General features: G+C 73.7%; 24 protein-coding genes. 11 read left to right on the top strand and 13 right to left on the bottom strand.

Features of this window, described 5'->3' with window-relative positions; genetic code table 11:
• The first annotated feature begins 322 nt into the window (after window positions 1-322).
• Window positions 323-1738 (top strand): amino acid permease, encoded by a 1416-nt coding sequence (locus ACFCY1_RS20095; RefSeq protein ID WP_375875422.1) that lies wholly within the window; start codon window positions 323-325, stop codon window positions 1736-1738.
• A gap of 198 nt (window positions 1739-1936) precedes the next feature.
• The gene (locus ACFCY1_RS20090) at window positions 1937-2584 is read left to right on the top strand and encodes an HNH endonuclease family protein (protein ID WP_049652121.1); all 648 of its coding nucleotides are present in this window, start codon (window positions 1937-1939) and stop codon (window positions 2582-2584) included.
• A 109-nt stretch (window positions 2585-2693) separates the two neighbouring features.
• Here the strand turns inward: ACFCY1_RS20090 and ACFCY1_RS20085 are convergent, their stop codons facing one another.
• From ACFCY1_RS20085 to ACFCY1_RS20055, 7 genes are read right to left on the bottom strand one after another with little or no spacing between them, the layout of a single operon-like run.
• A complete protein-coding gene (locus ACFCY1_RS20085) occupies window positions 2694-3854 on the bottom strand; it encodes an MFS transporter (RefSeq protein WP_117492288.1) in 1161 nt (386 codons plus the stop codon).
• Between the two features lie 22 nt (window positions 3855-3876).
• Window positions 3877-4911 carry a low specificity L-threonine aldolase gene (locus ACFCY1_RS20080; RefSeq protein WP_074004524.1) on the bottom strand — a complete coding sequence of 345 codons (1035 nt, stop codon included), beginning with the start codon at window positions 4909-4911 and terminating at the stop codon, window positions 3877-3879.
• Window positions 4908-5693 carry a thioesterase II family protein gene (locus tag ACFCY1_RS20075; RefSeq protein ID WP_375875421.1) on the bottom strand — a complete coding sequence of 262 codons (786 nt, stop codon included), beginning with the start codon at window positions 5691-5693 and terminating at the stop codon, window positions 4908-4910. Before ACFCY1_RS20075 ends, ACFCY1_RS20080 begins: the two co-directional genes overlap by 4 nt.
• Before the next feature lie 25 nt (window positions 5694-5718).
• Window positions 5719-7176 (bottom strand): amino acid adenylation domain-containing protein, encoded by a 1458-nt coding sequence (locus ACFCY1_RS20070; RefSeq protein WP_375875420.1) that lies wholly within the window; start codon window positions 7174-7176, stop codon window positions 5719-5721.
• 5 nt (window positions 7177-7181) lie between these two features.
• Window positions 7182-8408, bottom strand: a complete 1227-nt coding sequence (locus tag ACFCY1_RS20065) for a cytochrome P450 (protein WP_049652117.1) — start codon at window positions 8406-8408, stop codon at window positions 7182-7184.
• On the bottom strand, window positions 8405-8698 hold the full coding sequence (locus tag ACFCY1_RS20060) for an acyl carrier protein (RefSeq protein ID WP_074004520.1): 294 nt from the start codon (window positions 8696-8698) through the stop codon (window positions 8405-8407). Before ACFCY1_RS20060 ends, ACFCY1_RS20065 begins: the two co-directional genes overlap by 4 nt.
• Before the next feature lie 11 nt (window positions 8699-8709).
• Window positions 8710-9240, bottom strand: a complete 531-nt coding sequence (locus ACFCY1_RS20055) for an adenine phosphoribosyltransferase (protein WP_049652115.1) — start codon at window positions 9238-9240, stop codon at window positions 8710-8712.
• A gap of 665 nt (window positions 9241-9905) precedes the next feature.
• Here ACFCY1_RS20055 and ACFCY1_RS20050 point away from each other — a divergent pair.
• On the top strand, window positions 9906-10544 hold the full coding sequence (locus ACFCY1_RS20050) for an HAD family hydrolase (RefSeq protein WP_220450140.1): 639 nt from the start codon (window positions 9906-9908) through the stop codon (window positions 10542-10544).
• A 138-nt stretch (window positions 10545-10682) separates the two neighbouring features.
• Here the strand turns inward: ACFCY1_RS20050 and ACFCY1_RS20045 are convergent, their stop codons facing one another.
• Window positions 10683-12179 (bottom strand): IMP dehydrogenase, encoded by a 1497-nt coding sequence (locus tag ACFCY1_RS20045; RefSeq protein WP_375875419.1) that lies wholly within the window; start codon window positions 12177-12179, stop codon window positions 10683-10685.
• 546 nt (window positions 12180-12725) lie between these two features.
• Here ACFCY1_RS20045 and ACFCY1_RS20040 point away from each other — a divergent pair.
• The 6 genes from ACFCY1_RS20040 (at window position 12726) to ACFCY1_RS20015 (ending at window position 18212) form a co-directional block, all read left to right on the top strand.
• Window positions 12726-12914 carry a DUF1508 domain-containing protein gene (locus tag ACFCY1_RS20040; RefSeq protein WP_049652112.1) on the top strand — a complete coding sequence of 63 codons (189 nt, stop codon included), beginning with the start codon at window positions 12726-12728 and terminating at the stop codon, window positions 12912-12914.
• A 198-nt stretch (window positions 12915-13112) separates the two neighbouring features.
• On the top strand, window positions 13113-14330 hold the full coding sequence (locus ACFCY1_RS20035; RefSeq protein WP_079272522.1) for a glycosyltransferase family 1 protein: 1218 nt from the start codon (window positions 13113-13115) through the stop codon (window positions 14328-14330).
• Window positions 14331-14392: 62 nt separating this feature from the next.
• On the top strand, window positions 14393-15580 hold the full coding sequence (locus ACFCY1_RS20030) for a glycosyltransferase (RefSeq protein ID WP_375875430.1): 1188 nt from the start codon (window positions 14393-14395) through the stop codon (window positions 15578-15580).
• The gene (locus ACFCY1_RS20025; RefSeq protein WP_079272521.1) at window positions 15577-16461 is read left to right on the top strand and encodes an SGNH/GDSL hydrolase family protein; all 885 of its coding nucleotides are present in this window, start codon (window positions 15577-15579) and stop codon (window positions 16459-16461) included. The genes ACFCY1_RS20030 and ACFCY1_RS20025 overlap by 4 nt, the downstream gene beginning before the upstream one ends.
• A gap of 134 nt (window positions 16462-16595) precedes the next feature.
• Window positions 16596-16943 carry a VOC family protein gene (locus ACFCY1_RS20020; protein ID WP_049652054.1) on the top strand — a complete coding sequence of 116 codons (348 nt, stop codon included), beginning with the start codon at window positions 16596-16598 and terminating at the stop codon, window positions 16941-16943.
• Between the two features lie 126 nt (window positions 16944-17069).
• Window positions 17070-18212, top strand: coding sequence for an NUDIX domain-containing protein (locus tag ACFCY1_RS20015; RefSeq protein WP_375875418.1), 1143 nt, complete (start codon window positions 17070-17072; stop codon window positions 18210-18212).
• A gap of 105 nt (window positions 18213-18317) precedes the next feature.
• Here ACFCY1_RS20015 and ACFCY1_RS20010 read toward each other — a convergent pair whose 3' ends face one another.
• The 5 genes from ACFCY1_RS20010 to ACFCY1_RS19990 form a co-directional block, all read right to left on the bottom strand.
• Window positions 18318-18692 carry a hypothetical protein gene (locus ACFCY1_RS20010; RefSeq protein ID WP_049652052.1) on the bottom strand — a complete coding sequence of 125 codons (375 nt, stop codon included), beginning with the start codon at window positions 18690-18692 and terminating at the stop codon, window positions 18318-18320.
• An 80-nt stretch (window positions 18693-18772) separates the two neighbouring features.
• Complete coding sequence (locus ACFCY1_RS20005) at window positions 18773-19168, bottom strand: roadblock/LC7 domain-containing protein (protein ID WP_310593218.1); 396 nt, start codon at window positions 19166-19168, stop codon at window positions 18773-18775.
• Window positions 19169-19250: 82 nt separating this feature from the next.
• Window positions 19251-20333: a hypothetical protein gene (locus tag ACFCY1_RS20000; protein WP_375875417.1), complete on the bottom strand. Its 1083-nt coding sequence runs from the start codon at window positions 20331-20333 to the stop codon at window positions 19251-19253.
• Between the two features lie 4 nt (window positions 20334-20337).
• A complete protein-coding gene (locus ACFCY1_RS19995) occupies window positions 20338-20721 on the bottom strand; it encodes a hypothetical protein (RefSeq protein WP_049652050.1) in 384 nt (127 codons plus the stop codon).
• Window positions 20722-21290: 569 nt separating this feature from the next.
• The gene (locus ACFCY1_RS19990; protein ID WP_049652049.1) at window positions 21291-21899 is read right to left on the bottom strand and encodes a TetR/AcrR family transcriptional regulator C-terminal domain-containing protein; all 609 of its coding nucleotides are present in this window, start codon (window positions 21897-21899) and stop codon (window positions 21291-21293) included.
• A 206-nt stretch (window positions 21900-22105) separates the two neighbouring features.
• On the opposite strand from ACFCY1_RS19990, the gene ACFCY1_RS19985 reads away from it, so the two are divergent.
• Entirely contained in the window at window positions 22106-23749 is a 1644-nt protein-coding gene (locus tag ACFCY1_RS19985; protein WP_375875416.1) for an amidohydrolase, read from the top strand.
• Window positions 23750-23986: 237 nt separating this feature from the next.
• On the top strand, window positions 23987-25501 hold the full coding sequence (locus ACFCY1_RS19980; protein WP_375875415.1) for an APC family permease: 1515 nt from the start codon (window positions 23987-23989) through the stop codon (window positions 25499-25501).
• Window positions 25502-25519: the final 18 nt, after the last annotated feature.

Here is a 25519-nt window from a genome sequence, read left to right as displayed (position 1 = left end):
GCGCCGCAACCGGGCTGAGGCAATCGGGTGAGGCAACTCCCCCGACCGGACGAATCCGGGCGTACGTCCGTGAATCCGGTCGAACAGCCGCGAGGAGGGCGCCGGACGAGTACCCGTCCGGCCGCCCCGCGACCGCAAGTCTTGCGGTGATGGACCCGGCGAACTGAACAAATCCCGTCGATTTGGTGCACAGTGCCGCCCGGTCCGAGCATGAACGGTCGCTCCATGGCGCTCCACCGCTCCACCGGGCGGGAGCAGCAGCGAGCGCGGCCGCGCAACCCGGCGGCAGCAGGAGCAGCACCACGAAAGGCGCACCACCCTCATGCAGACCAGTCCCGCCGCACCTCGGCAGGCGACCCGACCGAGCGGCCCGGAGACCCCGGGGCCGGTCGACTCCCCGCCCACCGGCACCGCACCGACCGGCCCGACGCCGCGGAAGGGCGGCCGCCGCTTCGGGCTGACGACCGCCACCGCCCTGGTGATGGGCAACATCATCGGCGGCGGCATCTTCATGATCCCGGCCGCCGTGGCCCCGTTCGGCACGGTCAGCCTGGTCGCCTTCGTGGTGCTCACCGTGGGCGCGATCGCGCTGGCGCTGGTCTTCGGGCAGCTGGCCCGCCGCAACCCGCGCACCGGCGGGCCGTACGTCTACGCCCGCGAGGCCTTCGGGGACTTCGCCGGCTTCCTGTCCGCCTGGTCGTACTGGATCACCACCTGGGTCAGCAACGCCGCGCTCGCCGTGGCCGCCGTCGGGTACCTGGACGTGCTGCTGCCGCTGCACCACTCCATCCCGCTGGAGATCACCGCCGCGCTGGCCTTCCAGTGGCTGCCGGCGCTGGCCAACCTGGCCGGCACGCGCTACGTCGGGGCGGTCCAACTCGTCTCCACCGTGCTGAAGTTCGTCCCGCTGCTGCTGGTCGCGGTGGGCGGGCTGTTCTTCTTCGACCCGAAGAACCTCGGGCCCTTCGACGCCAGCGGCCAGGGCTGGGCCGGCGGGATGTCCGCCGCCGCGGCGATCCTGCTGTTCAGCTACCTGGGTGTGGAGTCGGCGGCGATGAGCGCCGGCAAGGTCCGTGACCCGGAGCGCAACGTCGGCCGGGCCAGCGTGCTCGGGACGGCCGGTGCGGCGGTGGTCTACCTGCTCGGCACCCTGGCGGTGTTCGGCACCGTGGCGCACCAGCAGCTCGTCCACTCCGCCGCGCCGTTCTCGGACGCCGTGAACGCGATGTTCGGCGGCACCTGGGGCGGCACGGCGATCGCCGTCGCCGCGCTGGTCTCGATGACCGGCGCCCTCAACGGCTGGACCCTGCTCTCCGCCCAGGCGCCGTACGCGGCCGCCAAGGACGGCCTGTTCCCGGCCGCCTTCGGCAAGGAGCGGCGCGGGGTGCCGACCTTCGGCGTGCTGGTCAGCGTGGCGCTGGCCTCGGCGCTGACCGTGCTCAACTTCGCCAGCGGCGCGAAGGGCGCCTTCGACATGCTGGTGCTGGTCACCACCTTCACCGCGACGGTGCCGTACCTGCTCTCCACCGCCGCCCAGCTGTACTGGCTGGTGCGCGGGGACGGCGAGAAGGTCGACGGCGGGCGGCTGGTGCGCGACGCCGTCCTCGGCCTGGGCGCCTTCGCCTTCTCGATCTGGCTGCTCGCCGGGGCCGGCTACGCCGCCGTCTACCAGGGCGTCCTGTTCCTGTTCGCGGGCATCCTGGTCTACGTCTGGATGGCGGGCCGGCGCCGCGACTGAACTCCCGGCGGCAGTCGGAGAAGCCGACACATCCCCTGAAATCCTCGTGAACCTCCGTGGCGCGCGCCGGACTTGTCCGGTGCACGTCCGATGTGCACGAGGATTTCACTTCCCGGGTCTACCCGCGTAGGTCATCGAATCGCCACACTGGCGCACGCAATTCAGCAGTTCATCCGATCTGATGATGGAGCGTCCGCCATGGCCCCCAGCGCACCCGCACGCCGGTTCCTGTCCTGCATACCGGTGGCCGCCGTCCTCGCCGCCGTGACCGTCGTCACGGCCGGCACCCCCGCCCAGGCCGCCCTGCCGACCCCGATCTCCGCGGCCACCGCCCGCACGTACCTCGCCGCGATGCCCGCCACCGCGGAGACCCACGGCGACACCTACGACCGCACGCTGTTCCCGACCTGGATCACCGTCAGCGGCACCTGCGACACCCGCGAGTGGGTCGTCAAGCGGGACGGCAGCAACGTCGCCACCGACACCTCCTGCAAGGCCACCAGCGGCAACTGGTCCTCGCCGTACGACGGCGCGACCACCACCAACGCCTCCTCCTTCGACGTCGACCACCTGGTGCCGCTCTCCGAGGCCTGGGCCTCCGGCGCCTGGGCCTGGACCACCCCCCAGCGCCAGGCCTTCGCCAACGACGTCACCCGCCCCCAGCTGCTGCTGGTCTCCGCGAGCAGCAACCGCTCCAAGGGCGACCGCGACCCGGCCGAGTGGCTCCCCCAGGCCTCCTACCGCTGCACCTACGCCCGCGCCTGGGTGCAGGTGAAGCAGTACTACGGCCTGAGCGTGGACAGCGCCGAGAAGAACGCGCTCACCGGCATCCTCGCCAACTGCTGAACCCCGCGGCCCCCGCGGCCCGGCGCTCACCCCGCGCCGGGCCGCGGTGCCGTACGCGCCCCGCCCGGGTACGCCCGTACGGCGGCGCGGCGGCACCCGGACGGCGCGCTCACGCGACCCGCTCGGGAACCTCCGCCCCGTCCCGCAGCAGCCTGACCTGCCACCGGACCAGCAGGAAGCAGGGCAGGCAGACCGCGGCCATCGCCAGGAACGCCCAGTGCGGGGAGGCCGCGTAGAGCGGGCCGGTGACGGCGGTGACGGCGGCGACACCGAGGCCGATGGCCAACCCGGCGTAGAGCGCCTGGGCGTCGGACCAGAGGTCCTCGGGGACGTGGCCCTGCACGCAGCGCGCGTGCGCGACGTGGGTCAGCGCGAATGTGCCCGCGTGGAGCGTCTGGGTGAGCACGACGCACACCAGCGGCATCGGCACCGCGAGCAGGCCCCAGCGCAGCACCGAGAGCACCGCGGCGGCGGCGAAGAGGACCGGGACCGGGTAGCGGCCGAGCATCGGCCCCGCGTACTTGAACAGGAGCAGCTCGCACCCCACGGCCAGCGCCAGCATGAGGCTGACGTTGATGCTCGACACGCCGAGCCGGCCGAAGTACTCGACGCCGAAGGCGTAGTAGGCCGCGTGGGCGCCCTGGAGCAGCACGGAACTGCCCAGGCCGAGCGCGTAGACGCGGTTGCGCAGCAGCCGGCCGCGGCCGCCGCCGGCCACGGTCGCCACCGTCGGGAACCCGACGGGGTGCGCCAGGTCCGCCAGCGCGAGCAGCAGGCACCCGACGACGAAGACCCCCACCAGCGCGCCGCTGCCGACCGTCCGCCCGACCACGCCGGACACGCCCAGGCCGAAGAGGAACCCCGCCGAACCGAAGTAGCGGACGCTCCCGTAGTCGACCTGCCCGTTCGCCGCGCCGATGGTCGCGAGGGTCTCGCTCAACGGCATCAGCAGCGGGTAGCTGACGCCGACGAGCACCGACACCACCATCATCGAAGGAAATTGAGGATGCGTCAGGTAGAGCGGACTGAGCGCCGTCGCCGTCCAGGCGAGCAGCTGCGACAGTCTCCGGAGCGGGACCGTCCGGCAGAGCACCGGGAAGACGACGGCGATGGAGACCGAGCGCGACAGCAGACCGGCGGTGATGACCGCGGTGACCTCCGTCGGTCCGAAACCCGAAGCGAGCAGCCAGACCCCCCAGTAGGAGAGGTACGAGCTCCAGGTCAGGAAGAACAGGAAGAACCTGGCCGACAGCCACACTCGGAACGACATCTCAAGCTGCTCCTACACGTGCTCAGTTGCCCGTGGCCAGTTGGGCGACAGCCTCGGCGACCGTCAGTGCCGCCCGCTCGCACTGCTGCTTGTCGACGTCCAAGTGGGCCACCAGGCGGACCGTTTGCGGTCCCATCACCGAGACCCTAACGCCGGACGCCGCGCAGAGCTCCTGCACCCCTGCCGCGTCGGGCACTTCCACGAACACCAGGTTGGTCTGCGGCTCCCGGACGTCCAGTCCGCCGTCGCGCAGCAGACCGGCGATCAGGGCCGCGTTCGCGTGGTCCTCGGCCATCCGCCCGATGTTGTGCTCGAAGGCGTGGATGGCGGCGGCGGCCAGGATCCCGGTCTGCCGCATGGAGCCGCCCATCCGGTGCCGCATGACCCGGGCCTCCTCCACGCGGTCGGCGTCCAGGAGCAGCACGGTGCCGGCGGGCGCGCCGAGCCCCTTGGAGAAGCAGAGGGACAGCGTGTCGAAACAGGCTCCGTAGGCCTCGAAGGGGACGCCGCTGGCGACGTGGGCGTTCCAGATCCGGGCGCCGTCGCAGTGCACCGTGACCCCGGCCTCGCGGGTGACCCGCCGGATCTCCTCCAGCGCGGCCAGCGGGTACACCACGCCGCCGGCGGCGTTGTGGGTGTTCTCCACCGCCACCGCCCGGGTCCCGCTGCCGTAGGCGGTGGCGGGACGGATCATCCGGGCGAGCACCTCCGGGTCGATCAGGCCGTCCTCGGAGACCGTCGTCCGGGTCAGGATCCCGCCGTGCCAGGCGACTCCGCCGTCCTCGTAGAGCAGGAAGTGCGCGCCGGCGTCGGCCAGCAGCTCCTGCCCGGGCGGCACCAGCAGCCGGAGCGCGAGCTGGTTGGCCATGACCCCGCTGGGCAGGAACAGCGCGCCGGTGAACCCGAAGGCGTCGGCGAGCATCCGTTCCAGCCGGATCACCGTGGGGTCGTCGCCGAGGGTGTCGTCGCCGACCTCGGCGGCGGCCATGGCGGCTCGCATGGCCGCGCTGGGCCTGGTGACGGTGTCGCTCCGCAGGTCGATGGTCTGGCTGGTCACGGCGCTCCCTTGGGGTCGGGTGCCGGGCGGACGGCCGGGGCCCCGGTGAGGGCGCCGAGGCTGTCCGTCAGGCAGTCGAAGAAGAGGTCCGGGTGGTCCCGGAAGTAGAAGTGGCCGCCCGGAAGGATCCGGACGTCGGACGGGCCGGTGGTGTGCCGGCCCCACTCGCGCAGCCTGCCCTCGTCCTCCCAGTCGTCGGTGGCGCCGAGCGCGAGGACGGGGCAGCTCAGCGGGGCGGTCGGGACGTGCCGGTAGGTCGCGACGACGGTCAGGTCCGCGTGCAGGTTGGCCAGGTACAGCTCGCGCATCCGCGGGTCGTTCCCGAGTTCCGGCGGCAGCGGCCCGTACCGCTCCTCGACCCGGGGGACGAAGTCGACGCCGTCGAGGAGGTGGAGCGGCAGTCCGGGGCGGTGCAGGTGCGGGGGGCCGTTCACGGACACGATGAGCCGCTCCGGCTCCGGGCGTCCGAGCGCCCGCAGCGCGACGGCCGTCTCGTAGGCGACGATCGCGCCGAGGCTGTGCCCCAGGAAGGCGTACGGGCCGGTGAACTCGGCCTGTTCCGTCAACGCGCCGACCAGCTCCCGCAGGTCGGTCATGGCCGGCTCCCGCATCCTGCTTCCGCGGCCCGGGAGTTGGACCCCCCACACCTCGACCTCGGCGGGGAGCCGGTCCGCCCAGCGCAGGTACTCGCCGGGCGAACCGCCGCTGTGCGGGAAGCAGTAGAGGCGCAGGGCGGCGTCGGGGCGACGCTGACGGCACATCAGCCAACGGGGTGCTGCCACGGTCGTCCCCACCTCCTTCCGTCGGTCAGTTCTTCTGCAGCAGCGTGTCGTGGGCCAGTTCGTCGATCGCACCGTGGTCGACCTTGCCGTTGGGCAGCACGGGCAGCCGGGGCAGCGCCACGATGCGGCTCGGTACGGCGACGGCCGGCAGGCGTTCGATGAGGTGCGCCCGGAGGCTGCGCCGGTCGACCTCCCCGGTGGTCGGGCTGACGAAGCCGACCACCTTCTTCCGCCCCTGGACGGTGCAGACGCCGACCGCGGCCGCCGCCACGTCCCGGTGGGTGCGCAGCGCCTGTTCGATCTCGGAGCGGTCGACGCGCATCCCGCCGAGTTTGAGCTGGTGGTCGGCCCGGCCGTGGAAGCGCAGCTCGGCCCCGGCGGTGACGGACACGATGTCCCCCGTGCGGTAGAGCTCGCGGGCCGGCTCGGCGAGGCCCGGTCCGCCGATGTGGAGTTCCCCGGGCTCCCCGGGCGGCACGGCGGCGCCGTCGGCGGAGCGGACGTAGAGGCTGGTCCCGGGGACGGCGCCGCCGATCGGCACGTCCGGGAGGTCCGCGTCCGCCGGGGTGCACTCGTGGACCGCGCTCCACACCGTGCACTCCGTCGGGCCGTACTCGTTGTAGAGCCGGGTGCCCGGGAGCGCGGCGAAGTGCTGCCGGACCAGGTCGGGCGGGCAGGCCTCCCCGGCGACGATCACCGTGGAGAGCGTGCCGGCCCGCTCGGCGAGGCCGCCGCGCAGGGCGATGTCGTAGAGCGACGGGAGCATGAGCAGGTGCGACGCCCGGTGGTCCCGCGCGGCCCGGCCGACCGCCAGCAGGTCCGCCGGGCGGTCGCTCGGGATGACCAGTCGGCCGCCGCAGGCCAGGGTCCAGTAGATGCCGGCGACCGAGCTGTCGAAGGAGATCGACGAGCAGAGCAGGAAGGTGGAGACCGGCGTCGGGTAGTACGCGAGCCGGGCCGCGGTCGAGGCCGCCAGCGCGGCGGCGGAGATCGTGACGCCCTTCGGCCGGCCGGTCGACCCGCTGGTGAAGCAGGTGTACGCCAGGGTGCCGCGGACGGTCCCGCCCCGGGGGCCGTCGGTGTCGGCCGGCACCGTGCGGAGGCCGTCGAGCCGGACGTCCAGCCCGGGCTCCGACACCGCGAACCGCGCGCCGCTGGCCTCCGCGATGTAGCGCTGCCTGGCGACCGGGAACCCCGCGTCCACGGGGACGTACCGCGCTCCGGCCCGCAGCACCCCGAGCATGGCGACGACCGCCCAGCGGGACAGCCGCGCGTGCACGACGACCGGGCTGTCCGGCTCCACCCCGGCGGCCCGCAGCGCGGTGGCGACCACGGCGGACCGCTCGTCCAGCTCGGCGTGGTCGAGTGATCCCCCGGCGTCCACGACCGCCGCGCCCCGGCCCCGGAACGGTTCGACCAGGTCGAGGATGTGCGGCGGGGCGTCGAGCGGCACGACCGGCAGGTCCGGTACCCAGTGGGTCATCCGCCTCAGCCCTTCACGGTGGCCCCGCGGGGCACGCCCGCGACGGGCACCCGCTTGAAGCCGGCCAGGAACGTCGAGTGCATCCGCTCGATCCCGCCGACCACCTCGATCGAGGAGAACGTCGCGAACAGCTCGGTGAACAGCAGGCGCAGGGCCAGCCGGGCGAGGTGCGAGCCGACGCAGTAGTGGTGGCCGACGCCGAAGGCGAGGTGCCGGTTGGGGCGGCGCCGGATGTCGAACACGTCGGGGTCGGGGAAGACCTCGGCGTCCCGGTTGGCCGAGGCGAGGTAGGCGACCACGGCGTCGCCCTCGGCGATCCGCACGCCGGAGAGTTCGACCGGCTGGAGCGCGTAGCGCATGAAGTTGCTGGCCGGCGTGGCCCAGCGCAGGGCCTCCTCGATGCCGGAGTCCAGCAGCTCCGGGTGCGAGGCCCAGTCCTCGTACCGCGGGCTGCCGGCCAGTTCGACGATCGCGGCGATCGGGACGTGCGGCAGCGTTCCGGCCGAACCCAGCAGCATGCTGTAGCAGTTGGAGATCACCGAGCCGGTCGAGATGGGCTCGCCGTCCACCTCGGTCTCGGCCAGCACGCTGATCAGGTCGTCGCCGGGATCCCGCAGCCGGGCCCGGACCAGGTCCGAGAAGTAGGCGAAGATCTCCCGGTGGCCGCGCTTGAGGGTCGGCTCCACGCCGCCCGGCAGCTGGAACTCCGGGTCCTCCTCCGCCGTCGACATCATGGCCAGGCGGATGAGGCGCTCGTGGTCCTCTGCGGGCAGCCCGAGGATGGGGCTGAGGGCGACCAGGGGCAGCCGGGCCATCGCGACCGCGAAGTCGAAGGGCTGTCCGTCGGCTCCGGGGGCGAGCAGATCACGGATACCGGCCTGGATCCGGTCGGAGAACGAGGCGAGCGGCTTGACGGCGAGGGCCTGCTTGAGCGGGATCCGCGCCCGGTCGTGGTGCGGCGGGTCGGTCGCCGCCAGCTGCTTCCCGGCCGCCGGGTCGCCTCGGCCGAGCAGGTTGAGCAGGGTACCCCGCTCCGAGGTGAAGGCGGAGTAGTCGTGCAGCACCCGTTCGACGTCGGCGTACCGGGTGACGACCCAGTAGCCGCCGCCACGGCCGGAGTTCGGCTGCCAGTGGACCGGGTCGTGTTCGCGGAGGCGGCGCCAGACCTCGTGCGGTTCGCCCTGGGAGTAGAGCGCGGGGTCGGTGAGGTCTCCTGCCGTGCCGGTGCTCACTGCCGGCCTCCCGGGTACGCCTCGGCCGTCCCGGGCCGGGCCGCCGCCACCGCCTCTTCGATCACCTGGGTCAACTCCGCGATGGTGGGCGACAGGAAGAGGGTCGTGGCCGACACCTCCACCCCGAATTCCCGGTCGATGTCCCCCTGCAGTTCCGCGGCGGTCAGCGAGTCGCCGCCGAGTTCGAAGAAGTCCTCGTCCAGGCCGATCGACGAGATCTCCAGCCGGGCGGCCCATAATTGTGTGAGGCGTTCCTGGACCGACGTCTGCCGTGCTGTTTCCACTGCCACGAGCAACTCCCTTACGCGTCGAAGGAATAGACCGAGAAGAGAGGCACGCTCACGCGCGACCTTCCCTTCAGGAACGACTTCTCGATCAAGCACGTGATTCCGACCACCGTGGCGCCCAGCTCCTCGAGCATTTCCACGGCGGCCGCCACCGAGTTCCCGGTCGCGACGATGTCGTCATGGATGAGGACCCGGGCACCGGGCGGCACCAGGTCCTTGCGAATCTCGATCCGGTCGGTCGAGTATTCGCCGGAGAACGTCCGCCCCACCGTCTCGCCCGGCAGCTTCCCCTCTTTGCGAATGGCCAGGAAGCCGCAGCCCAGGCGGTCCGCCAGGGCCCCACCGAGGATGAAGCCGCGCGCGTCTATGCCGGCGACGTAGTCCGGGGCGAGTGGAGTCGACCACTCCGTGAGGCCGTCGATCGCCGCACCGAAGGACTCCCGGCTGGCCAGGACGGGCATGACGTCGCGAAACGCCACACCGGCCCGGAAGTCCTTGAACACTGGAACCGTTGATTCGCCGTCCCGCTGATGACCGGTCTTCATGAGTCCTCCTTGCTGCCGTACGGCAGTGAAAGGTCCCGGCGAGCGCTCGAGCCCGTGAGCAGTCGGGCACGTGAGCACGTGAGCACGCGGGTACGTGAGCACGCGGGCACGCCAGGAAAGGCCTGCTACTGAAAGTGGTTCCGGATTTGCAGAGTGAGGGGGACGATCCGCCATCGTGCCGAAGCGGCCGATGCGCCTGCCCGGGGAAACGGTTCTCCTACGCCGGAAATCTCATCGGCGGGCTCTTCCAGAGCCGGGAGCCCCCCTGGGCACGTTCACGCAGCCCGTGGCAGTCGGATCACTGGTCAACACCAGAACTTCATCGGCAAACACAGCCCCCCGGTTGATTCCGCACCGCTAGCTGGCGTGTTCATGACGCTACAGACGAAGCTACATCGCGGGCGACCCCTCGGCAAGATCGCCTGGTCTTTCATCCAGGGGGAAACAGTAATTGACGGTAAGTCAGGCCGAAAATGCCCTGGCCGCAACGGCATTGGCGTCGAAATCATCGGGTCTGCCGGATTGCGGGCGGTTTGCCGGAGTCGGCCGCCTGCGGCTCCCCCACGCGCCCAGCGGGAACCCGACCTGTCGCCAAGCATCAGTCCCTCAGGTCTGATGAAGTCTCAAACTTGCTTCGCCACAAGGTTGGTCGGATCATTGCTGCCATGAACACGACCGAGAACGCGTCCCCCGCGCCCGCACTGACCATAGGGTTCGACCTCGACATGACGCTGGCCGACGGCCGGCCGGGCATCAAGGCGGTGCTGGACATGGTGGCGGCCGAGACGGGGGTCGCCATCGACAGCGACCTGGCGATCACCCGCGTCGGCCCGCCGATCGAGGAGGAGCTGGCCAACTGGTTCCCCGCCGACGAGGTGGACGCGGCCGCCGACCGGTACCGGGCGCTGTTCCCCCAATACGGCGCCCCGGTGGGCGAGTTGCTGCCCGGCGCGCTGGAGGCGATCGCCGCCGTCCACCGGCACGGCGGTCGGACGATCGTCGTCACCGGCAAGTTCGAGCCCAACGCCCGGCTGAACCTCGCCGCACTCGGCATCAAGGTCGACGACGTCTTCGGCTCGGTCTTCGCCGACCGCAAGGGCGCCGTCCTGCGCGAGCAGGGCGCCTCCGTCTACGTCGGCGACCACCTCGGCGACATCACCGGGGCGCGGGCCGGCGGCGCCCTCGCGGTGACCGTGGCCACCGGGCCGTTCACCGCGGACCAACTGCGCGAGGCGGGTGCCGACGTCGTCCTGAAGGACCTGACCGAGTTCCCGGGGTGGCTCGACGCCCACCTCGCCGGCTGACGGCACCGGACCCGCGGGTGGTCGAGCCTCCGGCTCTCGATCACCCGCGGGTCCGGTCATGCACGGGCCCGGTCGCCCGCGGGGCCCTTCAGCGGGGTTCCGCCTCCCGAGCCGCGTCGCGACCGCTCACGCCGTTGCTCAGGCGACCGTCCCGGAGGTGTCCCGCAGGGTGACGCTCGCGTGGCTCTCCTGGAAGCTCTGCTCGGACACCAGGGTCAGCCGCGCGGTGGACTGGAACTCCGGCAGCGTCACGGAACCGCAGGAGACCATGGTGGACTTGATCTTCGCCATGGTGGTGGCCAGGCCCTCGTTGAGGTCGCCGGCGTAGGGAACGTAGCCGTCGACCCCCTCCTCGAAGACCAGCCCCTGACCGCCCTGGCCGTAGCGCTGCCAGTTGCGGGCGCGGTTGGAGCCCTCGCCCCAGTACTCCTTGACGAAGCCGTCCCTGGTCGGGACCTTCGCGCCGGGTGCCTGGTCGAAGCGGGCGAAGTACCGCCCCATCATGACGAAGTCCGCGCCCATCGCCAGCGCCAGGGCCACGTGGTAGTCCTCCACCAGGCCGCCGTCGGAGCAGAGCGGCACGTAGTCGCCGGTGCGCTCCAGGAAGGCGTCCCGGGCGGCGGCGACGTCGAGGACGGCGCTGGCCTGGCCCCGGCCGATGCCCTTCTGGTCGCGCGTGATGCAGATGGAGCCGCCGCCCACACCGATCTTCACGAAGTCGGCGCCGGCCTCGGCGAGGAACGTGAACGCCTCGCCGTCCACCACGTTGCCGCCGCCGATCGGGATCTCCGGGTAGTTCTTCTTCGTCCAGGTCAGCGCCTCCGCCTGCCAGTCGCTGTAGCCGTCGGACGAGTCGAAGCACAGGACGTCCGCGCCCGCCTCCAACAGGGCCGGAACCCGCTCGCGGTAGTCGTGGGTGTTGACGCCCGCGCCCACGCGCAGGCGCTTGCCGCCGTCCACGACCTGGTTCGGGAAGCGCTTGTTGTCCGCGTAGTCGGACCGGAACACCAGGTGCTGGAGGTGCCCCTCGCCGTCCAGCACCGGGAGGCAGTCCAGCCGCTCCTCCCACAGCCTCGCGTTCGCCTCGGAGAGGGTGACGTCGCCGCCCGCGTGGGGCAGCTCGCCGAGGGGGGTCATCCGGCCGCTGACGGGGCCGTCGAGGTCGTGCCGCTGGGGGTGGAAGTCGCGCGAGGTCACCAGGCCGAGCAGGCGCCCGGTCGCCGTCCCGTCGTGGGTGACGGCGGCGGTGCTGTGGCCGGTCCGGCGCATCACCGCGACCAGGTCGCGGAGGGTGTCGTCGGGCCGGACGTTGGTGTCGCTGGTGACGAAACCGGCCTTGAAGTTCTTCACCTTCCGGACGGCCGCCGCCTGTTCCTCGACCGGCTGGTTGTGGTGGATGAAGCTCAGACCGCCGTTGCGGGCGAGCGCGATCGCGAGCTCCGGGGAGCTGACCGCCTGCATGATCGCCGACACGAACGGGGCGTGCAGCTCGATCGCCGAGGCCTCGCCCACCCGGTGCCGCACCAGGGGCGTCCGGAGATCAACGGCCGCGGGCCCGCAGTCGGTCCGAGTCCGGTTCGGGAGCAGCAGGTACTCGTTGAACGTCCGCGACACCTCGGCGATGATCTGTGCCATGCATTCCTCCTGATCCCGAGCGGGCGGCGCCGGTCGGCCCGACCGCGAAGACCGCGCCCGCGCCCGACGGCTCGACCGGTCAGGTTCACGGACGGGCACGGCGGAGCTCCGCCCCACCAGGGCGCGCATCCTGACCGGGCCTCAGGTGCGAGGCGCGGCAGTTGACTACGCACCTTATCGACTGCCCGACTTGTTGACGAATCACCGTCATCGCCGTCGGCGGCTCCCGAGGAGCGGTGCGCCCGACGGTACGGACACGGAGAACCGAGGTGTCGTCAAAGACACTTGACGACGCGGACGGCTCCGGTCGGGCGGCGGACCCCGGGCCGGAGACTCCACGCGCGGGTGGGGCGGGACCGGCCCGTCGCCTCCGCGCGTGGGCCGTTCGCCTGCTCGCCCGGTCGCCCGGCGGGGCCCGGGAGCGCGGCCGGTCGGCGACGCCGCGCGGCGGTGTGACCCGAACGGGTCCGGTCGGCGGGCGGCGTGGTGGGGTGGGCCCTAGGTTGCGGTGCCAGGGGGTCATCCGAGCGGAAGGCTGTATCTGGCATGGCCGGGAAATTCGAACTGTACGTGGACGAGGGCGGCATGCACCGGTTCCGGCTCAAGGCGAGCAACGGGACGATCGTGGTGACCGGCGACCCGCAGGAGAGCAAGGACGACTGCCTGAGGAGCATCGCGTCGATCCGCAAGCTCGCGCCGTACGCGGAACTCAAGGAGACCGCCGGGTCGGTGTGACGGTCCGGGCCCCGACGCACGGGACGGTGTGACGGGCCGGGACGCGGGACGGTGTGACAGGCCGGGATCCGATGCACGGGACGGTGTGGCGGGCCCGGCTCCGGAGCGCGGGTCGGCGGTGCAAATCGCCGACCCGCGTTCGCCTCTACGACAGATCCCTTTGGCCGGGTGCACGCCGGACGCGGACAGAACACTGGCATGCGCGTCGTCATCGTCACCGAATCCTTCCCGCCCGAGGTCAACGGAGTCGCCCACAGCGTGCTGCGGACGGCCGAGCACCTGGTCCGCCGGGGCCACCGGCCCCTTGTCGTCACCCCCTCGCCGGCGCGGGGCGCCGAGTGCCCGCCGGAGACCTTCGGCGGCGGCGCGGCGCCGGAGATTCCCGTGGTGCGCATCCCGTCGGTGCCGCTGCCGGGATACCCCCAGGTACGGATCGCCCTGCCCAGTCGGCAGCTGGCGGCCGCCGTCGCCGGACACCGTCCGGACCTCGTCCACCTGGCCAGCCCGTTCGTGCTCGGCGCGCGCGGGATGCAGGTCGCGGCGCGGCTCGGGGTGCCCGCCGTCGCCGTCTACCAGACCGATCTGGCCGGGTACGCGCACGCCTACCGGGCCGGGCGGGGGCTCGGGGAGGCCGCCGCCTGGCGGCGGATCCGGGCCGTGCACCGCGCGGCCGCCCGTACCCTGGCGCCCTCCACCCCCGCCGCCCAGGACCTCACCGCGCACGGGGTGCCGAGGGTGCAGCTGTGGCCGCGCGGAGTGGACTCGGTGCGGTTCCACCCCCGGCACCGGGACGAGGCGCTGCACCGGGCGCTGGCCCCGGGCGGGGAGGTACTGGTCGGGTACGTCGGACGGCTGGCGCCGGAGAAGCGGGTCGACCTGCTGGCGGCGGCCTCGGCGCTGCCCGGGGTACGGGTGGTGGTCGTCGGGGACGGCCCCTCGGCGCCCGGCCTGAAGGCCTCGATGCCGGGCGCCGTGTTCCTCGGCCGGCGCACCGGGGACGAGCTCGCGCGCTGCTTCGCCACCCTGGACGTCTTCGTGCACACCGGCCCGCTGGAGACCTTCTGTCAGACCATCCAGGAGGCGATGGCCAGCGGCGTGCCGGTGATCGGCCCCGCGGCGGGCGGCCCGCTGGACCTGGTCGCCCACCACCGCACCGGCCTGCTGGTGCCGCCCCGGGACGCCGCGGCGGTGGCCCGGGCGGTCGCCGAGCTGGCCGCCGACCCGGCGCGGCGGGCCGGGTACGGGCAGGCCGGGCGCGCCGAGGTGACCGCGCGAACCTGGGAGGCGGTCGGGGACCTGCTGCTGCGGCACTACGCCGAGGTGCTGGCGGAGCACCGCGGAGTGCGGCTGCCGTCCGCCGCCCCGGCGTCGGCCGCGCCGGTGGCGCCCGCCCTGTCGGAGGAGCTGCCGGCATGAGCTCCGTTCCCGACGGCGGGGCGCCTACGGCCGGCGCCTCGCCGATCGCCGGTGAGGCTCCGATGGCCGGCAGGGTCTCGGCGACCGGCGAGGCGCTGACGATCGTCCGGCTCGCCAACTTCGTCACCCCGGTCTCCGGCGGTCTGCGCACCGCGCTGCGCCACCTCGGTGCCGGGTACCGGGCGGCCGGGCACCGTCCGGTGCTGATCGTCCCCGGGGAGCGGCGCTCCGAGGAGGAGACCGAGCAGGGCGTGGTGGTCACCCTGCCCGGCCCGGTGCTGCCGGCCAGCGGCGGCTACCGGCTGCTCACCGACCGGCGGGCCGTCGCCGCCGAGCTGACCAGGTTCTCCCCCGACCGGCTGGAGGTGTCCGACCGCACCACGCTGCGCTGGACCGGCGCCTGGGCGCGGCGGCACGGCGTGCGCTCGGTGATGGTCTCGCACGAGAGCGCCGCCGGCCTGCTGCGCACCTGGGGCCTGCCCGGTCCGCTGGCGGGCGCGACGGCCGACCGGTTCAACGCGGCCACCGCCCGCGCCTACGACTCGGTGCTCTGCACCACCGACTGGGCGGCGGCGGAGTTCCGGCGGATCGGCACCCCGAACCTGGTCCGGGCCCCGCTGGGGGTGGACCTCGACGCGATGCGCCCGCTGCCGCCGACCGCACGGGCGGCCGAGCGGGCCCGGTACGCCGCTCCGGACGAGACGCTGCTGGTGCTCTGCTCCCGGCTCTCGGCGGAGAAGCGGCCCGAGCGGGCGATCGAGGCGCTGGCCGTTCTGCGGGCCCGGCGGCGGCCCGCGGTGCTGGTGGTGGCCGGCACCGGGCCGCTGCGGGACCGGCTGGCGACGCGGGCCGCGCGGCTGCGGCTGCCGGTGCGCTTCCTCGGGCACCTGGGCGGGCGGGCGGAGCTGGCCCGACTGCTGGGCTGTGCGGACGTGGTGCTCGCGCCCGGCCCGGTGGAGACCTTCGGGCTGGCCGCGATGGAGTCACTGGCCTGCGGGACCCCGGTGGTGGTCAGCCGCTCCTCCGCGCTGCCCGGCCTGGTCGGGCTCGCCGGGGTGGCGGCCGTCGACACCGGCGACGGATTCGCCTCCGCCGTACGGCAGTTGCTGGGTCGGCCGGAGGAGCTGCGACGGGCCTCCGCCCGGGCCCAGGCCGAGCGGTACGGCTGGCCGGCGGCGGTGGCGGCGTTCCTGGCGGCACACGGTGTACGCGACGACGAGGCGGTGGACGGAGGTCGGGGGTCAGGATGAGCATGCTGGAGGCCGGGCGCGGCCGGGCCGCGGAAGAACGCCCCACGGCCGGCGAGCTGCTGCGCTTCGTCGCCCTCGGGGACTCGCTCACGGAGGGGGTCGGGGACCAGGTCGGCGAGGGCTGGCGCGGCTGGGCCGCCGTCCTCGCCCACGCGCTGCCGCCCGAGGGTCGGGACGTCGAGTTCACCAACCTGGCGTACAGCGGGGCACTCACCACGGAATTGACGACACGTCAGTTACCGGGCGCGCTGGCTCTGCGGCCGCAGCTCGCGGCGGTGGTGGTCGGCGGCAACGACACCCTGCGCTCGGGCTTCGACATCCGGCGCGCCACCCTGGAACTGGACGCCACGATGGGGGAACTGTCCGGCCACGGCGCCAGGCTGCTGACCGCCTGCCTGCCCGACCCGGGCAGCCTGCTCCGGCTCCCGGCGCCGCTCGCCCGTCCCCTGGCGCGCCGGATGCGGGCGGTCAACACCGTGGTGCACGCCCTCACCGAACGCCACCGGGCGGTGCACCTGCACATCGCCGAGCTGCCGTGGCTCACGGAGCGCCGGCTGCTGAGCGTCGACCGCCTGCACCCCAGCGCCGAGGGCCACCACCTGATCGCCCGGCGCTTCCACGACCTGCTCACCGAGGCCGGCCACCCCCTCGGCCCGCCCCCGACCGCCGCTCCCGCCGAACCACCTCCGGGCCTGGCCGCCGACCTCTGGTGGATGGCCACCCGGGGCACCCGCTGGCTCGCCGCCCGCAGCACCGACCTCCTGCCGGGCCTGCTCGCACTGGCCGCCGCGGAGGGCGTCGCCCGCCTGCGCGGCGGGAGCCGGCGGCACGACGAGCAGATGGCCCGGGCCGCGGCGCAGGCCCTCGCCTCGCTGGGGTGAGGAGCGCGCCGGGGTGGCGGGGACGGCGAAGGCGGTGGAACCGGGGACTGTTGCGGAAGTGCGCGCGGCGGCGGGAGTGGCGTAGTACTTGTGGAGGGTCCCGGAGGCATTCCCGTTCTTGTCTGGAGTCGTCGATGTCCGTTCGCCGTGTCGTGCCCAACATCCGGTCGGAGGCCGCGCAGGAGAGCCGGGAGTTCTACGGCCTGCTGGGCTTCGAGGAGGTCATGAACCACGGCTGGATCATGACGCTCGCCTCCCCGTCCAGTCCGGCGGCGCAGGTCAGCTTCATGACCGGCGACAGGACCGCGCCGGTCACCCCCGACCTGAGCGTCGAGGTCGACGACGTGGACGCGGCCTACGCGGCCGTGCTGGCCGGCGGTGCGGAGATCGTCCACCCCTTGCAGGACGAGGAGTGGGGCGTACGGCGGTTCTTCGTCCGCGACCCCAACGGCCGTGTGGTCAACGTCCTGGGCCACCGCTGACACCGCCTCTCCCCCACGACCGGGGACGGTGCCGGTCACGGCCGGGATCGGCGGGGCCGCTCGGCGGGAACCATCGGGGTGGCCCGGGTTGTCGTGTCCGGGGAGAGCGTGACGGAGGGAGTCGGGGTGGAGAGCTCGGACGCGGTGGGTCGGGACGTCATGGCGGCGGCGGCGGTGCTGTTCTCCGACGGGGCCGGGCGGCTGCTGGTGGTGCGGCTGCCGTACGACCGGAAGCACCCGGTGGCGATCCCGGGCGGCGGGTGGGAGCCGACGGACCGGTCGCCGAGGGAGACCGCCCTGCGGGAGATCCGGGAGGAGCTGGGGTTCACGCCCCGGTTGGGACCGCTGGCCGGCGTGGACTGGGCGCTGCTGCGCGAGGGCGACCGGCCGATCGTCGTGTACCTCTACTGGGCCGAGCCGCTGACGGCGGAGCAGGTGGCGGCGTTCCGGCCGGACACGGCGGAGGTCGGCGGCTGGACCTGGCTGACGGCGGAGCAGGCCGGACAGGCCCTGCCACCGCGGCTGTCCCGCCGGGTGACGGCCTGTCTGCGGGCACCGGGCGACACCGGGCCGCTGGAACTGGAGGACAGCCGGCCGGTCGGCCACACGCTCGCGCGGTTGCCCGCCGACGGGCCGGTGCCCGAGTACGCCGGACTGGCCGCCGCACCGGGGCTGACGCCGTCCGCCGAGGAGCCGCCGGAACCCTCGCAGCCGCCGATGGACCGGGCGACCTACTACGCCACCCGGCCGCGCATCCGGACCAAGGCGCGGGCACTGTTCACCGACGCCACCGGCCGGGTGCTGCTGGTGCGGCTGCGGCCGTGGGACGGGCCGCTCGGGCAGGTGCCGCGCTGGACGCTGCCGGGCGGCGGGGTCGAGGCGGACCGGGAGATGCCCCGGGCGGCCGCCCGGCGGGAGCTCCGCGAGGAGCTCGGCTGGGACGTGGAACCGGGGCCACTGCTGGCGCTGGACTGGCAGCCGGGTGCGGCGGCCGACCCGGAGGCGGACCCGGCGACCGGCCGGGACACCGCCGTCCTGGTGTACGTGTTCGACGGGGGCACGGTGACGGAGCGGATGCTCGACTCCCTCGTGCTGCCGGAGGACGAACTGGTCGAGTGGCGGCTCTGCGACCCGGCCGAGGCGCGGGCACTGCTGACCGGCCCGTCCTGGGACCGTACGGCCGCCGCGCTGGCCGCCCGGGAACGGTCGGGCGGACCGGTCGAGCTGGTGCGCGGGCGGAGCGTCGGGCCGGACCTGCCGCAGGGGTGAGGCCGGGTGGACGGAGCCCGGCGGGGCGTGAGCCGCCGCCGGGGCCTCGTCCGCTTCCTCGCACGTCGGGCGCGGTGGGCCGGCGCGGCGCTTCGGGGCGCCGCGTCAGACCTCCAGCTCGGCCTCGATCCGGCCCAGCTGGTGGCGGGCCATCGCGAGGTTGGCGCGCGCCTTGTCCAGCGCGAGGTAGAGGAACAGGCCCTTGCCGGTACGGCCGGTGAGCGGGCGGATCAGGTGGTACTGGCTGGTCAGGGTGATCAGGATGTCCTCGATCCCGTCCTGGAGGCCGAGCATGTCCATGGTGCGCATCTTGGCGCGGACCACGTCGGTGTTGCCGGCGGCGGCGACGTTGAGGTCCAGGCCACCGGGGCCGTCGAGGGTGGCCAGCGCCATGCCGCTGTTGTAGTCCACCAGGGCCGCGCCGATGGCGCCCTCGATGCTGGTCATGGCCTGCTTGAGCGCGCCGGCTGCGTCGGTCATCTGGGTAACTCCCGTTCTTTGGTGGGTGGTTCGGTTTCGGGCGGTGCGGTTTCAGGCGGTGCGGTGGTCTGGTGGCGCGGTCAGCCCGCGTCGCGCGGATCCTTGGGCACGAGCGCGTCGTTGAGCAGCTCCGCGATGCGCTGCGCGCTACGGCGGGCCTCCAGGTGCAGCCGGCCGACGTTGACGTCGGGGTGCGCCAGCAGCGTCAGCACGCAACTGCCGCCGGCCGCGTAGGTGGCGACGTAGCCGTTCTCGCCGCGCACCAGCGACTCGCGGAACTCGCCCTGGCCGGTGGTGTCGGCGAGCCGCTGGGCCAGTGAGAGCGAGGCCGCCGTCATCGCGGCCAGACCCGAGGGCTCGGTGCCGTGGGTGTCGTGCGCGATCAACAGGCCGTCCACGCTGGCGACCAGACCACCCGCGAGGTGCGGGACGCGGTGTTTGACGGCGCGCAGTTCGGCGAGCAACTCGGTCTCCAAGGCGATCAGTTGTCTCCTTCCGACACGCTGCTTGAGTGCCCGCCTCATGGCCGGAACGACGGGGTCGCGGGCGGGGAATGGGTCAAAGTCGGGCCTCCAGAAGGTCTCGGACCCGGGTCAGCAGCGCGATGTCCGGGTCGGGAACGGTCAGCGGGTGGGCCGCTGCCGTGGTGGGCGGGCGTTCTGATCGCGTGGGGGCGTCGGCCCCGGCGTCGGTCCCGGCGGGGGTGCCGCCGGTGGGGGTGCCGGTACGGGCTGCGGCGGGGTCGGCCGTGACCGGGGCTCCGGGGAGTCCGGCACCCCGGAGGCTGGCGCCGGGGACCCTGCGGTGCAGCCCTCCGGCCGGTCCGCTCGTGACCGGTGGGGGAACTTCGGCTGCCGGTACGGCCGTTGGCGACACCTCGGGCACCTGGGCCGCCGTCGGCACGTCGGGCGGGCGCGGCACGTCGGCCGGACGCGGCGCATCCAGCAGCCCGGCGGCGGCGAGCCGTCGGACGTCGGCCGTCACGCCGAAACCGGAGCGGCCGAGCAGCCGGGCCAGGTCGGCCGGGGTCCTGCGGCCGTCGGCGTGGTCCAGCAGCTCGCGGCGCCGGCGGCCGGACGGGCGGTGGGAGGCTCGGCGGACGTGCTCGACCGGGCGGACGGGCGCGGTGTCGAGCTGCCCCCACGGCCAGATCCCATCGAGCAGTTGCCGACGGCGTGCGACCTCGCGACGGATCCGGGCCGGGTCGACGTCCGCGACCGGTCCGAGCCAGTGCCGGGCGTCGGCCTCGAACCGCCAGACTCCGCCGCCCGGGTCGGCGAGGACGAAGAACGAGGCGTCGAACAGCGTTCCCAGGTGGCCGAGTTCGAGCTCTCCCCGGGTGAGCAGCCGCCGTTCGACGAGCTCCTCGCCGACCCTCGACCGAGGTCCGTGGATCCGGAGCAGCTCCGCCCAGCCCTCGGGGGTGATCCGGCCGCAGCCGATGAGCAGGTCGGCCAGGCCGGGGGCCCGGGAGGACTGGGCGGCGGCCACCCGCCCGTCGACCAGGTGGAGGCTGCCGAGCGGTCCGTGCAGGGCGCCGGTGGCGCGACGGTCGGCGAGCAGGGCGAGCGCCTCGCCCGGGGTCCTCGGGGTGGCGGCCCCCGCCCAGGGCGGCGGCGCGGTGCCGGTCGCGGCGGTCACGCGCTCACCCCAGCACCAGTTCGTCGGTGAGCGCCTGGAGGCGGAAGCGGGCGGCGGCGAGGTTGCCCTCCGCGCGGTCCAGCCAGAGGTGCAGCACGAGCCTGTTGTCGAAGACGGTGTCGATGAAACGGATCAGGTGGTAGCTGCGGCCGGCGGTGACGATGATGTCCTCCAGCGGGGCCCGCCGGTCCTCCGCCACGGTGAAGGTCTGACTCTCAACGGCCGCCCGCACCAGGTCGGTTGCCTCGGCGGCGGAGGTTTCGTGCTCTCCGGTCGGGCTGTCCCCGAGGCTGCCGAGGGCGAGCCCGCTGCTCCAGTCGACCAGGCTCGCGGCGCGGGCCCCGGGGATCGCCATCGCTCCGGAGAGGCATTCGTCGATACCGGGCACACCGGCTCCTTCGCGGGGTCTGGGCGGCCGGACGCAGCGCGGCGCCGACCGGTTCACCACCAGCAGTGGCTAGTTCGACACGGAAGGCTACTGCCGGATTCCATCGGACGAACATTCCGATGGCATATTCACACCGGCAACGGCCAGTTCCGGCCAAGAATTGACGATGCATCAGTCCGGGAGGGGAGGTGACGCCACTGGTGGGCCAGGGCGGTTGGAGCGCCGTTCACCGGCCGCCTGGCACGGGACCTTGGCCGATACCGGGCCGTGCCGGAGGGTTTCGTCATCGAAAGTGCGATAAGAGGACGAGCCCATGGAGCGCGAACACGCCGAAGGGGCCCGTTCCGTTGGACGGAACGAGCCCCTTCGATGGGAGCGCCAGGCCCGGATCGCACGGACTCTCCCTACTGAAAGTAGGGCGTGCTCTGGTAGCACCGCTGACGCCTGTTCGAGATTCGTTTCCCGGAAGATCACTTCCTCTCGACGGGAAGAACACTAGCAGGCCATCACGCCTGGTCAGAAATCGCGGCCGGGGAGCCGCCGGGCACTGCCGGGCCGGCCCGTGCCGGTCAGCCCAGCAGCGCCCGGTAGCCCCCGATCAGGGCGGTGAGCCCAAGCTCGAAGGCCCGGTCCGCGCGCTCGCGCCCGACGGGGACGGCGTCCAGGGCGTCGGCCAGCCGCGGGGTGGCGGCGCGGTCGACGGCGTCGACCATGACGTCCGGGGCGACGAGGTCCAGCGCCGAGCCCAGGATGAAGCTCTCCAGGGCGGTGATCAGGCCCATCACGTCCTGCGCGGCGAAGCCCGCGTCTTCCAGGGTGGCGACGGCCCGCTCGTACAGCTCGTGCATGAACGATTCGGCAAGCGGCGCGGTGGCGAGCAGCCGGACGATGCCGGGGTGTTCGGCGAAGGCGTCCCGGTAGGCGTGCGCCCAGGTGCGCAGCGCGGCGTCCCAGGGCTGGTCCCACATCGACTGCTCGCCGATCGTGCGCACCAGCTCGGCGCGCATCAGGGCGACGATCTCGGCCCGGCCGGCCACGTGGTGGTAGAGCGCGGAGGGGCTGACCTTGAGCGCACCGGCCAGCGCGGGGATGGTGAGGTCCCCCGCCTCGTCGACCAGCCGGAGCGCGGTGTCCACGATGCGCTGCCGGTCCAGCAGGGGTGTGCGCGGCCTGGGCATGCCCGGTTCCTCACCTTCGGGGTCGCCGGGCGGCCCGTCGGCCCCCGACAGACCAAGATCGTCGTTATCCAAGCGTTATTGAACGGCTTTCAGTAAAACCCTTCCGCACCCGCCGGTGCCGCGCCTACGGTAACCGAACCCCATTCGGTTAGGCAGGCCGCGCACCCGTCGGCCCGCCCTGCCCCGGAGAGGACGCACACCCCCGTATGCGTGCCGAAACGATCTTCACCGGCGGCCGGATCCACACCGGAGACCCCGCCCTCCCCCGCACCCACGCCCTCGCCGTCAGCGCGGGGCGGATCGCCGCCCTCGGCGACGCCGCCCTCGCCCTGCGCGACGAAGGCACCGAGACCGTCGACCTCGACGGCGGCGCCCTGCTGCCCTCCTTCGGCGACGGCCACGTCCACCCGCTGCTCGGCGCCATCGGCCTGCGCGGCGTGCCCGTCCGCGACTGCACCAGCGTGGAGCAGGTCGTGGCGGCCGTCCGCGACTGGGCGCGGCGCCACCCCGAGGCCGAGTGGATCACCGGCGACGCCGTGGATCCGTCACTGGCCGAGGGCGGGCTGTTCGACGCCCGGCTGCTCGACGCCGCTGTACCGGACCGGCCGGTGCTGCTGCGCACCATGGACCACCACACCGGCTGGGCCAACAGCGAGGCGCTGCGCCGGGCCGGGTACGGGCCGGACACGCCCCAGCCGGTCGGTGGCGAGATCGTCCGACGGCCGGACGGCAGCCCGCTCGGCACCCTGCGCGAGTTCGGCGCGCTGAACCCCGTCCTCGCGCTCGTCCCGCCGCGGCCGCTGGCCGAACAGGTCGCCGCACTGCGGGAGACCACCGCCGCGCTCGCCGCCGCCGGACTCACCTGGCTCCAGGACGCCTGGGTCGAACCCGCGCAGGTGGACACCTGGCTGGCGGCCGTCGCCGAGCAGGACCTGCCGGTCCGGGCCGGACTCGCCCTGCTGCTCGAACCGGACGGCTGGCGCGAGCGGCTCCCCCGCCTGGCCGCCGACCGCGACCGGGTCGAGGCCGCCGGGCGCGGGCGGCTCAGCGCGCGGGCGGTCAAGTTCTTCGCCGACGGCGTCATCGAGTCCGGGACGGCCGCGCTGCTGGAGCCGTACAGCGACTGCCCGCACTCCCACGGCGTCGCCAACTGGACCGGCGCCGAGCTGGCGGAGGCCGTCACCGCCGTGGACGCGCTGGGCTTCCAACCGCACATCCACGCGATCGGCGACCACGGCGTACGGATCGCGCTGGACGCCGTCGAGGCCGCCGCCCGCCGCAACGGGCAGCGCGCCCGCCGGCCGGTGATCGCACACGTCCAGCTGGTCCACCCGGACGACCTGCCGCGGTTCGCCGAACTCGGGGTGATCGCCAACTTCGAACCGCTGTGGGCGCAGACCGACCCGCTGATGACCGAGCTCACCCTGCCCCGACTCGGCCCGGACCGCGGCTCCCGGCAGTACCAGATCGCCGCCCTGCTGCGCGGCGGTGCCCGGGTCTCCTTCGGCAGCGACTGGCCGGTCACCCGCTACGAGCCGCTCGCCGGGCTGGCCACCGCCGTCACCCGGCAGACGTCGGACGGGCTGCCGGACGGCGGCTGGCTGCCCGAGGAGCGGATCGGGCTCACCGAGGCGCTGGCGGCGTACTCGGCGGGCGTGGCGCACCAGGCCTTCGAGGAGGCCGAGTGGGGCGTGCTGCGGCCGGGCCTGCGGGCCGACCTGGTGCACCTGGCCACCGATCCGTACGCGGTGCCGGCCGGTGGGCTGGCCTCGATCGAGGTGGCCGGCACCTGGCTCGGCGGACGGCGCACCCACGGTGGGCCGCCCGGCGGCGACCGCTCGACGCGCTGAGGCGCGCCCCGGCTGTCCGGCTGTCCGGCTGCGGCCGGTCCGGCTTGTTTGGCTTGTCCGGCTGCGGCTCGACGCGCTGAGACGTCCTGGCCGCCCCGCCGCCCCGCCCGGACGGATGTCCCGACCGGTTCCGGCCGTCCCCCACGGCGTCCGTGCCTCGTTCCCCGGTCGGCGGCCGACGCGTCCGCGCCGCCGACCGCCCTACCCTCGTACCCACGACCCCAGGAGAGCTCCCCCATGACCCTGCCCTCCGACGCGGCCTCCCCCGCCGCACTCCGTCCCCCCGACCCCGGCGCCCCTTCCACCCCCACCTCCCCGGGCACCGCTGGCGGGCTGGAGCGCGGGGTGCTCGGCACCGGCGACATCGTCTTCTTCGTCGTGGCCGCCGCCGCGCCGCTGACCGTGATGGCCGGCGTGGCGCCGTTCGCCATCTCCTTCGGCGGCATCGGCGCGCCGGTCGCCTACCTGGCCACCGGCGTGGTGCTGGCGCTCTTCGCGGTCGGCTTCACCACCATGACCGCGCACATCCGCAACGCCGGCGCCTTCTACGCCTACGTCACCCGCGGCCTCGGCCGGGCGGCCGGGCTGGGCGCGGCACTGCTCGCGGTGCTCTCGTACAACGCGATCCAGATCGGCATGTTCGGCGCCTTCGGGTTCTTCGCCCACACCACGGCCGAGGACCTGCTCGGGCTGGACCTGCCCTGGCCGGTCTGGGCGCTGCTCGGGGTCGCGGTGGTCTGGTTCCTCGGCTTCCGCTCGATAGACCTCGGGGCCAAGGTGCTCGGGGCGCTGCTGATCGCCGAGACCGGCATCCTACTGGTGCTCGCGGTGGCGGTGCTGGTCAAGGGCGGGGCGCACGGGCTGAGCCTGTCCTCGTTCGCCCCGGAGCACGTGTTCTCCGGCGGGATGGGCGGGGTGCTCGGCCTCTCCTTCGCCGCCTTCATCGGCTTCGAGGCCACCGCGATCTACCGTGAGGAGGCCCGGCAGCCGCAGCGGACCGTGCCGCGCGCGACCTACGCCGCGATCGTCTTCCTCGGCCTCTTCTACACCTTCGTCACCTGGATGATCGTGCAGGCCTTCGGCGACACCGGGGCCGTCGCGACCGCCACCGCCGACCCGGCCGGGATGTTCTTCACCGCGATGACCGACTACGTCGGCGGCTGGGCGACGGACGTGCAGCGGGTGCTGATCGTCACCAGCCTGCTCGCGGCGCTGCTCGCCTTCCACAACACCATCACCCGGTACGGCTACGCGCTGGCCACCGAGCGGGCAGCCCCGGCCGCGCTGGGCCGGGTCCACCCGCGCCACGGTTCGCCGTGGATCGGCGGCATCGTGCAGTCGGTGGTGGCGGCGGTGGCCGTCGGGGTGGCCGCGCTGATCGGGGCGGACCCGTACAACCAGTTCTTCCTCTGGGCGAACTCCCCCGGGGTGGTCGGCATCCTGGTGCTCCAGGCGCTGGCCGGTCTGGCCGTGTTCGCCTTCTTCCGCCGCAACCGGGCGGCCGCCGCGAGCGCCGGGGCGTTCCGTACGGTCGTGGCGCCGCTGGCCGCCACCGTGCTGCTGTGCGGGGCCACCGCGCTGGTGGTGTGGCGGCTCGACCTGTTCACCGGCGCCGGCCCGGAGGTCAACTGGCCGCTGGTCGCGATCGTGCCGGTGGTGTTCCTGACCGGCGTCGGGATCGCCCTGCGGCTGCGGGCCCGCCGGCCGGAGGTGTACGCGCGGCTCGGGACGACCGAGGTCGACGCGGGCTGAGCGGTAGCGCCGGGCAGC

Origin of the sequence: Kitasatospora sp. NPDC056273 (assembly GCF_042268845.1) — a bacterium.
Lineage (GTDB): Bacteria > Actinomycetota > Actinomycetes > Streptomycetales > Streptomycetaceae > Kitasatospora.
This window is presented reverse-complemented; position numbering and strand designations above follow the sequence as displayed.

What these genes read in the sequence shown, in the direction of transcription:
- ACFCY1_RS20040 (WP_049652112.1), top strand. Translation starts at nt 12,726, where the DNA reads ATGGCCGGGAAATTCGAACTGTACGTGGACGAGGGCGGCATGCACCGG.
- ACFCY1_RS20035 (WP_079272522.1), top strand. Translation starts at nt 13,113, where the DNA reads ATGCGCGTCGTCATCGTCACCGAATCCTTCCCGCCCGAGGTCAACGGA.
- ACFCY1_RS20085 (WP_117492288.1), bottom strand. Translation starts at nt 3,854, where the DNA reads ATGTCGTTCCGAGTGTGGCTGTCGGCCAGGTTCTTCCTGTTCTTCCTG.
- ACFCY1_RS20020 (WP_049652054.1), top strand. Translation starts at nt 16,596, where the DNA reads ATGTCCGTTCGCCGTGTCGTGCCCAACATCCGGTCGGAGGCCGCGCAG.
- ACFCY1_RS20070 (WP_375875420.1), bottom strand. Translation starts at nt 7,176, where the DNA reads ATGACCCACTGGGTACCGGACCTGCCGGTCGTGCCGCTCGACGCCCCG.
- ACFCY1_RS20055 (WP_049652115.1), bottom strand. Translation starts at nt 9,240, where the DNA reads ATGAAGACCGGTCATCAGCGGGACGGCGAATCAACGGTTCCAGTGTTC.
- ACFCY1_RS20050 (WP_220450140.1), top strand. Translation starts at nt 9,906, where the DNA reads ATGAACACGACCGAGAACGCGTCCCCCGCGCCCGCACTGACCATAGGG.
- ACFCY1_RS20030 (WP_375875430.1), top strand. Translation starts at nt 14,393, where the DNA reads ATGGCCGGCAGGGTCTCGGCGACCGGCGAGGCGCTGACGATCGTCCGG.
- ACFCY1_RS19980 (WP_375875415.1), top strand. Translation starts at nt 23,987, where the DNA reads ATGACCCTGCCCTCCGACGCGGCCTCCCCCGCCGCACTCCGTCCCCCC.
- ACFCY1_RS20025 (WP_079272521.1), top strand. Translation starts at nt 15,577, where the DNA reads ATGAGCATGCTGGAGGCCGGGCGCGGCCGGGCCGCGGAAGAACGCCCC.
- ACFCY1_RS20090 (WP_049652121.1), top strand. Translation starts at nt 1,937, where the DNA reads ATGGCCCCCAGCGCACCCGCACGCCGGTTCCTGTCCTGCATACCGGTG.
- ACFCY1_RS20045 (WP_375875419.1), bottom strand. Translation starts at nt 12,179, where the DNA reads ATGGCACAGATCATCGCCGAGGTGTCGCGGACGTTCAACGAGTACCTG.
- ACFCY1_RS19990 (WP_049652049.1), bottom strand. Translation starts at nt 21,899, where the DNA reads ATGCCCAGGCCGCGCACACCCCTGCTGGACCGGCAGCGCATCGTGGAC.
- ACFCY1_RS20095 (WP_375875422.1), top strand. Translation starts at nt 323, where the DNA reads ATGCAGACCAGTCCCGCCGCACCTCGGCAGGCGACCCGACCGAGCGGC.
- ACFCY1_RS20010 (WP_049652052.1), bottom strand. Translation starts at nt 18,692, where the DNA reads ATGACCGACGCAGCCGGCGCGCTCAAGCAGGCCATGACCAGCATCGAG.
- ACFCY1_RS19985 (WP_375875416.1), top strand. Translation starts at nt 22,106, where the DNA reads ATGCGTGCCGAAACGATCTTCACCGGCGGCCGGATCCACACCGGAGAC.